A 9,939-nucleotide genomic window follows, 5' to 3' on the forward strand; every position below is an offset into this window, starting at 1 on the left:
GTTGCCGTGGACCGGAGTGCCGACCCGAGGAGCCCACCCGATGCCCCGTCCGTCCCTGACCGGCGAGGAACTCGCCACCCAGCCCGCCGACTGGCGCACCGCCGCCGCCCTGGCCGCACAGACCGGTGACGCGCTGCCGCGGCGCGGCGAGCGCGTCGCCGTGGTCGGCTGCGGCACCCCCTGGTTCATCGCGCAGTCCTACGCGGCGCTGCGCGAGGCCGGCGGCCACGGCGAGACCGACGCCTTCGCGGCCTCGGAGTTCCCGTACGGGCGCCGCTACGACCGGGTGGTGGTGATCAGCCGCTCCGGCACCACCACCGAGGTGCTCGACCTGCTCGGCCGCGTCGAGGCGCCGACCACCGCGATCACCGGCGACACCTCGCAGCCGATCGCGCGGCTGGCCGGGCAGCTGGTCGACCTGGGGTTCGCCGACGAGCGCTCGGTGGTGCAGACCCGCTTCGCCACCACCGTGCTCGCGCTGCTCCGCGCCCACCTGGAGGTGGCGGACGCCCGCCCGGCCGGCGTCGGCACGGTGGCCCGCGCGGCCGACGACGCCGAGCGGGTGCTGGCCCGGCGGATCCCGGCCGAGCTGGTCGCCTGCGAGCAGTTCACCTTCCTCGGTACGGGCTGGACCAACGGCCTGGCGCTGGAGGCCGGGCTGAAGATGCGCGAGGCGGCGCTGGCCTGGACCGAGTCCTACCCGGCGATGGAGTACCGGCACGGGCCGATCAGCATCACCGCGCCGGGGCGCGCGGTGTGGGGGTTCGGGCCGCTGCCCGAGGGGCTGGCCGAGCAGGTCGCCGGGGTCGGCGGGCTGCTGGTCGCCGAGTCCGGGGAGGGCGGCATCGACCCGCTGGCCGACCTGGTGCGGGTGCACCAGCTGGCCCTCGCGCTCGCCGAATCGCGTGGTCTCGACCCGGACCGGCCCCGCAACCTGACCCGGTCCGTCATCCTGGCCTGAACGCGGGCCGACCACGGGCCCGGCCACGGCGCCCGGCGGGAGAGCAGGCCGCCCGGAACGCAAACCGCCCACCGGACACCCAAGTACGACAAACCTCACCCCCCATGGACCAGACCAATCGGGTAACTGGACTAGACCTCTTCGACCCGGGCAAGGGAAACTGTCCCCCGTGAAGCACGTCATCGCACTCGATGTAGGCGGCACCGGCATGAAGGCCGCGCTGCTCGCCCAGGACGGCTCCGTGCTGTTCGAAGCACGCCGACCGACCGGGCGGGAGCACGGCACCGACGCCGTCGTCGCCACCATCCTCGACTTCGCCGCCGACCTCGCGGACGAGGGCCGCAGCCGCTTCGGCTGCGCCCCGCTCGCGGCCGGCGTCGCGGTGCCGGGCACGATCGACGAGAAGAACGGGGTCGCGGTCTTCTCCGCCAACCTCGGCTGGCGGGACCTGCCCATGCGGCGGCTGCTCGGCGAGCGGCTCGGCGGCCTGCCGGTCGCGCTCGGCCACGACGTCCGCTCCGGCGGGCTGGCCGAGGGCCGGATCGGTGCCGGACGCGGGGTCGACCGCTTCCTGTTCATCGCGCTCGGCACCGGCATCGCCGGGGCCATCGGCATCGGCGGACGGATCGAGGCGGGCGCCCACGGCTACGGCGGCGAGATCGGCCACGTGGTGGTCCGCCCCGGCGGCCCCACGTGCGGCTGCGGCGCCCAGGGCTGCCTGGAGACGCTGGCCTCGGCCTCCGCGGTCTCCCGGGCCTGGGCCGACGCCAGCGGCGACCCGGCCGCCGACGCCGCGGCCTGCGCGCTGGCCGTCGACGCCGGCGACGAGCGGGCGGCCCGGATCTGGCGCACCGCCGTCGACGCCCTCGCCGACGGCATCGTGCTGGCGCAGAGCCTGCTCGACCCGTCGACGGTGATCGTCGGCGGCGGGCTGGCGGAGTCCGGTGACACCCTCTTCACGCCACTGCGCGACGCGGTCGCCGAGCGGCTGACCTTCCAGATGCCCCCGAAGGTCGTTCCGGCCATGCTCAAAGACACCGCCGCGTCCCTGGGCGCAGGCCTGCTCGCCTGGGATCTGCTCTCCATGGAGGTGACCGCGTGACAACCGCGGACCGTACAGCACTGGCCGGCGCCCGACTCGTCCTGCCCGACGGCGTCGTCGACCAGGGCCGGATCACCGTCGAGGGCCCGCGGATCGCGGCGCTCGGCGGCGCGGGGCTCCCCGGTGACCTCGACCTCACCGGCTGCACCGTGGTGCCCGGCTTCGTCGACCTGCACGTGCACGGCGGCGGCGGTGCCTCGTACGCCTCCGGGGTGGCCGAGGAGGCGCTGCGGGCCGCGCGCACGCACCTGGAGCACGGCACCACCACCACGGTCGCCTCCACCGTCACCGGCGAGATCGACGAGCTGTGCCACCAGGCGGCGGTCCTCTCCGAGCTGGTCGAGGACGGCGTGCTGGCGGGCATCCACTTCGAGGGCCCGTTCATCTCGCCGGGCCGGTGCGGTGCCCACCGGCCCGACCTGCTGCGGGAGCCGGACCCGGCGCTGGTGCGCAAGCTCGCCGACGCGGCGCGCGGCCACGCGAAGATGTTCACCCTCGCCCCCGAGCTGCCGGGCGGCCTGGAGTCGGTCCGGATGCTGGCCGACCTCGGCATCATCGCGGCGGTCGGCCACACCGACTCCGACTACGCGAAGACGCTGGAGGCGATCGACGCCGGGGCCACCGTCGCCACCCACCTGTTCAACGCGATGCCGGGCATCCAGCACCGCGCCCCCGGCCCGATCGTCGCCCTGCTGGAGGACGAGCGGGTCACCGTCGAGCTGATCAACGACGGCGTCCACCTGCACCCCTCGGTGCTGGACCTGGCGTACGGCACGGCCGGCGCCGACCGGGTCGCGCTGATCACCGACGCGATGGGCGCGGCCGGCATGGGCGACGGGCTCTACCCGCTCGGCCCGCTGGAGGTCCGGGTGCAGGACGGCGTCGCCCGGCTGGTGGAGGGCGGTTCGATCGCCGGCTCCACGCTCACCCTGGACGTCGCGCTGCGGCGCTCGGTCACCGTCAACGGCCTCGGCATCGAGCAGGCCGTGCGCTCCCTGTCCACCGTCCCGGCCCGGCTGCTCGGGCTGAGCGACTCGATCGGATCCCTGGAGGCCGGCAAGTACGCCGACCTCGTCGTCCTCGACTCCGCCACGTACGAACTCATCGCGGTGATGCGCCGCGGCGAGTGGATCACCGGCGCGGACCGGCTCACCAAGGCCCGTACGGCCTGACTCCCCCGTCCCACCGGGGGTGTGAGCAGTGGTTCTGCGTCCCGCTTCTCACACCCTCTGGGGGACTGCCATGCCCGTTGCCCGTACCGCCGACCTGCTGGCCGCCGCCGTCGCCGAGCGGCGCGGCCTGCCCGCCTTCAACGTGATCACGCTGGAGCACGCCGAGGCCATCGCCGCCGGCGCCGAACGCGCCGGCTCCCCGGCCGTCCTGCAGATCAGCCAGAACGCGGTGGCCTTCCACGGCGGGCGGCTGCTGCCGCTGGCCCGCGCCTGCGCCGAGGTGGCCGCCGCCGCCCGGGTACCGCTGTCGCTGCACCTCGACCACGTCGAGGACCCGGACCTGCTGCGGGCCGCCCCCGGGGCCGGCTTCTCGTCGGCGATGTTCGACGCCTCGGCGCTGCCGCACGCGGAGAACGTCAAGGCGACCGCCGAGGCCGCGGCCTGGGCGCACCGGCACGGCCTGCACCTGGAGGCCGAACTCGGCCGGGTCGGCGGCAAGGACGGCGAACCGCCGCTCGGCCCGCACGCCCCCGGCGCCCGGACCGACCCGCAGGAGGCCGCGGCGTACGTCGCCGACACCGGCGTGGACGCGCTGGCGGTGGCCGTCGGCAGCTCGCACGCGATGACCACCCGCTCCGCCGCGCTGGACCACCCGCTGATCCGGCGGCTCGCCGGGGCGGTGCCGGTGCCGCTGGTGCTGCACGGCAGCTCGGGCGTCCCGGACACCGAACTCGCGGCCGCGGTGGCCGCCGGCATGGTCAAGATCAATATCGGGACGGCGCTCAACCTCGCCTTCACCCCGGCCGTCCGGCACCACCTGGCCGCCGACGACCGGGTCACCGACCCGCGCAAGTACCTCGCCCCGGCCCGCACCGCGATGTCCGAGGTGGTCGCCCACCTGGCAGCCGTGGTCCACTGACCCACCCGGCGGGCCGGCGCCGCTCCGGCGGGACCGCAGCAGGTCAGCGCCGCGGGTAGTCGCCGCTGACGGACATGTCGGTCAGGGTCACCTGGTCGAGCAGCACCGTCCCCGAGCCGCCGGCCGGGACCGTCACCGTCAAGGTGTTCGGCCCGGCCTGCAGCTGCGGCCACACATTGGTGTAGGTCCAGGAGTGCTCGGGGTCGACGGCCTTGGAGTAGACCTTGAAGTTGACGCCGCCCTGGTGGTCCTTGCCGTTGGCCGTGACGGTGGCGGGCATCTCGGCGCCGGTGTTGTTGTAGTGGAACCAGAGCTTGTACTGCCCGGCGGTCGGCACCGAGATCGTCCAGGTCACCGAGGATCCGGGCTGCAGTGTGAGGTAGCTGCCGTCCGCGGAGATCGCGCCCTTGACCGAGTTCCCGGCCGGGGCGTTCTGCCCCTGTAGCTTGGAGGCGTCGGCGACCGGGTTGGTGTCCGCGGTCGGACTGGGCGAGCCGGACGGGGACGGCGCGGCACTTCCGGCCGTCGCCGGCGCCCCCGCCGGCGCACTGGAGTGGGCGCTCGCGGCAGTGTCCGGCTTGCCCGCGTCGCCGTTGGAGAGGGCGATGCCCGCGCCGATCGCGATGGCCGCGATCACCGCTATCGCGCCGATCACGGCGGCCTTGCCGCGTCCGCCGCTCGGCCGCTCCTCGCCCGGCTGCGGGCGCGAACGCTCGGCGTAGCGGGTCTGCTGCGGGACCGGCGCGGTCGGGGCGGTCGGCGGCGCGGACTGGTACTGCTGCGTGGGCGCCGCGGGCGCGCCGTACTGGGCCCGGCCGACCTCCATCGGCCTGCTGTAGCCGCTGCGCGGCTGCGGCTTGGGGGCCGTCTCGCCCTCGGCGGGGCGGTAGAGGTAGGCGAACGGGTCGTCGTCGCCCGCGCTCTCGGGTGTGCCGTTGCTGCCGGCCGTGGTCACGGTGGTTCAACTCCCCATCGCGGCGGGCCGCACGGAGCTTGCCGTACGGTCAAGTGGTGGACGCTCGTACCCACGGCACCCTACCTGGCGCCCGGGACAACGGGGAAAGGCGGCCTGATCTGCGGTTAGCCCGCTCGGCGGTGCGAGCGTTCGCCGCGCGCGCCCCGGACGGCGCTCCCCCGGGCCCGCTTCTCGTCGTACATCCGCTCGTCGGCCGCGTGCAGCACCTCCTCGATGCTCATCCCGCAGCCCGCCCAGCCGATGCCCAGGCTGACCCCGACCCGCATCGCGCGGTTGTCGATCCGCATCGGCGGGATGATCGCGTTGCGCAGCCGTCCGGCCAGGTCCTTGGCCTCCTCGCGGCCGATGCCGTCGGCCAGCACGACGAACTCGTCGCCGCCCATCCTGGCCACCGTGTCGCCCTCGCGGACCACCTGCTGCAGCCGCCGGGCCACCTCGATCAGCACCGCGTCGCCGGCGTTGTGGCCGAACCGGTCGTTGACCGACTTGAAGCCGTCCAGGTCGCAGAAGAGCACCGCGAGCCCCTTGTCGCCCGGTGTGCCGGGCCGGCGGGCGGCGCCCCAGGCCTCGCCGCCGGGCGGCGGTTCGAGCGGGACCACGGCGTGCACGTGGTCGGCGGCGGGTTCCCGGGTGCGCGGCAGGTAGCCGCCGTCGAAGGCCTCGACCTCGCGGTGCAGCGACTCCTCGGGGTGGCCGTAGCCGTGCGCCGGGACGCCCGCGTCCAGGCCCTCGAAGCCGCCGTGCGCACCGTAGGAGGCGCTGTACGGGGGCTCGTCGAACGACGGCTCCCAGGCCGTGCCCCAGGACGCGCCGTGGGCGAGGTCCGGGGCGCCGTGGACGGCCTCCCCCACCGCGGGGCCGTGCCCGGCGGCGACCGCCCCGTAGCCGCCGCCGTAGCCGTCCGTGAAGGCGTCGGTGAAGCCGCCCGCGAAGCCCTCGCCGTAGCCCGCCCCGTACGCCGCGCCGTGGGCGGCCGCGCCGCCCGGGCCCTGGGGGGCGGCGCACAGCCGGCGGCCGAGCCGGGCCCGCAGCTCGGCGCCGTTGGGCAGGCCGGTGAGCGCGTCGTGGCTGGCCCGGTGGGCGAGCTGGAGCTCGTGCTTCTTGCGGTCCTCGATGTCCTCGACGTGGGTGAGCAGGAAGCTCGGCCCCTCGGCGGCGTCGGCGACCACCGAGTTGCGCAGGCAGACCCACTGGTAGCCGCCGTCGCGCCGGGAGAGCCGCAGCTCGGCCCGGCCGCCCTCGGCGCTGGTGCGCTGGAGCAGCGCCAGGTCCTCGGGGTGCACCAGGTCGGCGAAGCGCTGCTGGCGCAGGGTGGCCCGGGGGCGGCCGAGCAGCCGGCAGAGCGCGTCGTTGACCCGGGTGAGCTGGCCCATCGCGTCGCCGTGCAGTTCGGTGATGGCCATCCCGCTGGGCGCGTACTCGAAGGCCTGCCGGAAGCTCTCCTCGCTGGCGCGCAGCGCCTGCTGCTCCTTCTCCAGCCTGGCCAGGGCGCGCTGCATCTCCGCGCGTAGTCTCGCGTTCCCGATGGCGATGGACGCCTGCAGCGAGAACATCTCCAGCGCCTCGCGGGTCCAGGCGCCGGGGCGCTTGCCGCTGCGCGGGCGGTCCACCGACAGCACGCCGAGCAGGTCGCCGCCGGCGCTGTACATCGGGGCGAGCAGGCCGTCGTTGGGGTGCCAGTCGTTGGCGTACACCGGCAGCGGGCCGTCGCCGGTCCAGGTCGGCACGTCGGAGGCGACCGCCCAGCCGCGGTCGTGCGGCAGGAAGCGCAGGGTGCCCCAGTGGTCGCAGACGCCCAGCAGCCGCTCCCAGGACTCCCGGGAGCCGACCTGGCCGAGCAGCACGGCGGGCCCGCCGAGGGCGCTCTCCTCGATCTCCCAGACCGCGGCGACCACCAGGTCGCCGTCCGGGCGGACCAGGCTGACCGCGGCGGCGTCGAATCCGAGCCCGTGCACGGCGCCCTCGACCACGGCCTGGAGCGTGCCGGCCAGGCTCCGGGCAGCGTTGAGGTCCGCCACGACCCGGTGCAAGGTGCGGAGGGTCGCGAGGCGGACGTAGGGCTCCGACTCGGCTTCCATGCGGGGGCTCCCCGGCTGCTTCGGATTGTTCGTGACTGGTTATCGTCCGATTGCCAGAAGAACTGAATCACAGGGAGCACTGCGATAGGCACGCTCGGTCAGCAATAGGTAGCGACTGTGACCCAAATCACAAGCGGATGGACCGGTTCGGGCGCTTTGAGTCATCCGATACCGGGACATTCCCTGCCTCCGGACCGCGCGACGGCCGCCCCGCGACGGGTGCGGCCGTGGTCCGGACCTCGGTCCGGCGGCCCGGCGGACCTACGACCAGGGCCCGATACCGGCGGCGGGACGGGACGACTACCGTGCCGTACGTGCACACCTCCCCACAACCCGCAGCCACCCCCGCCACCGCACCGGTCGCCTCCGCCGAGGACTTCCGGGCCGCGCTGGCCCAGCTCGCCGCCGGCGTGTCCCTGGTGACCGCCAACGACCCCGAGGACGGCGAGGACGTGGGCATGACCGCCACCTCGTTCCTCTCCGTCTCGCTGGAGCCGCCGCTGGTGCTGGTCTCGGTGCGCACGGAGTCCCGGATGGACGAGGTGCTGGAGCGGGCCGGGGTGTGGGCGGTGTCGCTGCTCGGCGAGGACCAGCGGGCGCTCGCCTCGCGGTTCGCCATGAAGGGCCGGCTCAGCGACCGGCTGCTGTTCGCCGACTCCCCGCACCGGACCGGGCCGCACTCCGGGGCGCCGCTGGTGGACGGGGCGCTGGCCACCGTCGAGTGCCGCACCGAGCAGCGGATCGCGGCCGGCGACCACGTCCTGGTGGTCGGCCGGGTGCTGGAGGCGCGGGTGACCGGTCCCGCCGAGCGGCCGCTGCTGTACTTCCGCGGCGGCTACCGCGGAATCGGCTGAGCCGCGGCCCGAACGGCCGCGCGAGAAAACGTCACTCCGGGCGGAGCCGGCTGCGGCCCTGCTTGAGCTCGGCGCGACGCCGCTTGTTGTCGAGCCGCCGCTCGACCATCCCCCGGCTGGGCTTGGTGGCCCGCCGGGCCTTCGGCGGCGGCGCGGTCGCCTCCCCCAGCAGCGACGCCAGGCGGGCCGCGGCCACCTCCCGGTTGCGCCACTGCGAACGGTGCTCGGAGGCCCGGACCACCAGCACCCGCCCGTCCACCAGCCGGCCGGCCAGCCGCTCCAGGGCGCGGGCCTTCCAGACCTCGGGCAGCGCGGCGCTGGCCGCCAGGTCGTAGCGCAGCTCGACCTGGGTGTCGGAGGTGTTGACGTGCTGGCCACCGGGGCCGGAGGAACGGGAGAAGCGCCAGACGAGCTCGGCGTCGGGGACGACCACCGACCCCCGTACGCGGATGGGCTCAGGCATGCGCCCATCATCCCGCGCCGCCGGGCCCCCGGTCACGCGGTTAATCGGCCCCGGCCGGTCGGGGGCGGCCCGCCGGTGCCGGACAATGGCGTACGTGATCGAGCTCGGCTACGCCCTCTCCAACCGGTTCCCCGACCCTCCGCAGACCGACTACCGGGACGCGTCGGTGCGCAGCCTGCGGTACGACCTGTTCTGCGGCGACGTCTACCTGGACCTGGACGGTGACGAGCTGTCCACCGCCTGGGGCTGGGTCCCGGTGCTGGACTTCGCCTGGGCGCTGTGCGACATCGTCGAGCAGCTGGACGCCGACCCGCAGGGCAGCCGGGCGGCCGCCGTGCAGACCGCCGACCTGGACTTCACCCAGAACACCGAGCTGCTGCGGTTCGCCCGCCGCTTCGGCTGGGTGGAGATCAGCGCCACCTGGCGCCGGGACGCCGAGCCGCTGGTCGTCCGCCACGCCGAACTGCGGCGGGAGGCCCGGGACTTCCTCCAGGACGTGCTCGCCGACCTGACCGACCTGCACGACGGGCTGGCCGACAATCCGGCGATCTGGACGGTCCAGGGGCGCTTCCCGCGGGTATGAGCGGCCGTGCGGCGCGGCCCCGGGCGACGCCGCACGGGCACCCGTACGGGGGCCCGGCCGGGCGGTTCACGCGATGGTTCGTGACAGAACTCGCCGCCCGGATGGAACCATGGACGGGCCGGTCCGCGTTCTCCCGGCAAAGCGACCGAAGGGACACCGAAAAAGCATGCCAGTGAGCCTCTCCAAGGGTGGCAACGTCTCGCTGACCAAGGAGGCCCCGGGCCTGACCGCGGTCACCGTCGGCCTCGGCTGGGACGTCCGCACCACCACGGGTGCCGAGTTCGACCTGGACGCCAGCGCGATCGTCCTCAACGAGGGCGGCAAGGTCTACTCCGACCGCCACTTCGTCTTCTTCAACAACACCAGCACCCCGGACAACAGCGTCGTCCACACCGGCGACAACCGGACCGGCGAGGGCGCCGGCGACGACGAGGCGATCAACGTCAACCTCGCCGCGCTGCCGGCCGACGTCACCAAGATCACCTTCCCGGTCTCGATCTACGACGCGGTCACCCGCGGCCAGAGCTTCGGCCAGGTCCGCAACGCCTACATCCGGGTGCTGAACGCCAACGGCGGCGCCGAGATCGCCCGCTACGACCTCTCCGAGGACGCGGCCACCGAGACCGCCATGATCTTCGGCGAGCTGTACCGCAACGGCGCCGAGTGGAAGTTCCGCGCGGTCGGCCAGGGCTACGCCTCCGGCCTGGTCGGCATCGCCCAGGACTTCGGCGTCAACGTCTGACCCGACGCCACCGGCGTTGTGCGCAACGGGCGGTGGCCGGAACCCACGGGGGTCAGGGACCCCCCATCCCTTGTTTGCTCCCCACCCCG

10 protein-coding genes are annotated in these 9,939 nt (G+C 74.6%); 7 read left to right on the top strand and 3 right to left on the bottom strand.

All coding sequences use genetic code 11. From position 1 onward, the window contains the following. Positions 1 to 40: 40 nt before the first annotated feature. From AC2TEW_RS11340 to AC2TEW_RS11355, 4 genes are all read left to right on the top strand, one after another. Positions 41 to 961, top strand: a complete 921-nt coding sequence (locus tag AC2TEW_RS11340) for an SIS domain-containing protein (RefSeq protein ID WP_484623247.1) — start codon at positions 41 to 43, stop codon at positions 959 to 961. A gap of 169 nt (positions 962 to 1,130) precedes the next feature. Next, positions 1,131 to 2,063 carry an ROK family protein gene (locus AC2TEW_RS11345; RefSeq protein ID WP_484623248.1) on the top strand — a complete coding sequence of 311 codons (933 nt, stop codon included), beginning with the start codon at positions 1,131 to 1,133 and terminating at the stop codon, positions 2,061 to 2,063. Continuing rightward, positions 2,060 to 3,235, top strand: a complete 1,176-nt coding sequence (gene nagA, locus AC2TEW_RS11350; RefSeq protein WP_484623249.1) for an N-acetylglucosamine-6-phosphate deacetylase — start codon at positions 2,060 to 2,062, stop codon at positions 3,233 to 3,235. The genes AC2TEW_RS11345 and nagA overlap by 4 nt, the downstream gene beginning before the upstream one ends. A gap of 70 nt (positions 3,236 to 3,305) precedes the next feature. Then, positions 3,306 to 4,154: a class II fructose-bisphosphate aldolase gene (locus tag AC2TEW_RS11355; protein ID WP_484623250.1), complete on the top strand. Its 849-nt coding sequence runs from the start codon at positions 3,306 to 3,308 to the stop codon at positions 4,152 to 4,154. A 43-nt stretch (positions 4,155 to 4,197) separates the two neighbouring features. On the opposite strand, the gene AC2TEW_RS11360 is transcribed toward AC2TEW_RS11355, so the two are convergent. Further along, complete coding sequence (locus AC2TEW_RS11360; protein ID WP_484623251.1) at positions 4,198 to 5,109, bottom strand: carbohydrate-binding protein; 912 nt, start codon at positions 5,107 to 5,109, stop codon at positions 4,198 to 4,200. Between the two features lie 125 nt (positions 5,110 to 5,234). Then, positions 5,235 to 7,208 (bottom strand): diguanylate cyclase domain-containing protein, encoded by a 1,974-nt coding sequence (locus AC2TEW_RS11365; RefSeq protein ID WP_484623252.1) that lies wholly within the window; start codon positions 7,206 to 7,208, stop codon positions 5,235 to 5,237. 314 nt (positions 7,209 to 7,522) lie between these two features. Between AC2TEW_RS11365 and AC2TEW_RS11370 the strand changes: the two genes are divergently transcribed. Beyond that, positions 7,523 to 8,062, top strand: a complete 540-nt coding sequence (locus AC2TEW_RS11370; protein WP_051812092.1) for a flavin reductase family protein — start codon at positions 7,523 to 7,525, stop codon at positions 8,060 to 8,062. A gap of 31 nt (positions 8,063 to 8,093) precedes the next feature. On the opposite strand, the gene arfB is transcribed toward AC2TEW_RS11370, so the two are convergent. Beyond that, entirely contained in the window at positions 8,094 to 8,525 is a 432-nt protein-coding gene (arfB, locus tag AC2TEW_RS11375) for an alternative ribosome rescue aminoacyl-tRNA hydrolase ArfB (RefSeq protein WP_033819605.1), read from the bottom strand. Between the two features lie 85 nt (positions 8,526 to 8,610). Between arfB and AC2TEW_RS11380 the strand changes: the two genes are divergently transcribed. Continuing rightward, the gene (locus AC2TEW_RS11380; RefSeq protein WP_199520298.1) at positions 8,611 to 9,108 is read left to right on the top strand and encodes a hypothetical protein; all 498 of its coding nucleotides are present in this window, start codon (positions 8,611 to 8,613) and stop codon (positions 9,106 to 9,108) included. A gap of 166 nt (positions 9,109 to 9,274) precedes the next feature. Continuing rightward, complete coding sequence (locus AC2TEW_RS11385) at positions 9,275 to 9,850, top strand: TerD family protein (protein ID WP_033819606.1); 576 nt, start codon at positions 9,275 to 9,277, stop codon at positions 9,848 to 9,850. Positions 9,851 to 9,939: the final 89 nt, after the last annotated feature.

The sequence above is a fragment of the Kitasatospora sp. NEAU-CNBT7 genome (genome assembly GCF_057220535.1).

Coding starts and splice junctions, on each gene's coding strand:
- AC2TEW_RS11355 (WP_484623250.1), top strand. CDS start 3,306: ATGCCCGTTGCCCGTACCGCCGACCTGCTGGCCGCCGCCGTCGCCGAG.
- AC2TEW_RS11385 (WP_033819606.1), top strand. CDS start 9,275: ATGCCAGTGAGCCTCTCCAAGGGTGGCAACGTCTCGCTGACCAAGGAG.
- arfB (WP_033819605.1), bottom strand. CDS start 8,525: ATGCCTGAGCCCATCCGCGTACGGGGGTCGGTGGTCGTCCCCGACGCC.
- AC2TEW_RS11380 (WP_199520298.1), top strand. CDS start 8,611: ATGGCGTACGTGATCGAGCTCGGCTACGCCCTCTCCAACCGGTTCCCC.
- AC2TEW_RS11340 (WP_484623247.1), top strand. CDS start 41: ATGCCCCGTCCGTCCCTGACCGGCGAGGAACTCGCCACCCAGCCCGCC.
- AC2TEW_RS11365 (WP_484623252.1), bottom strand. CDS start 7,208: ATGGAAGCCGAGTCGGAGCCCTACGTCCGCCTCGCGACCCTCCGCACC.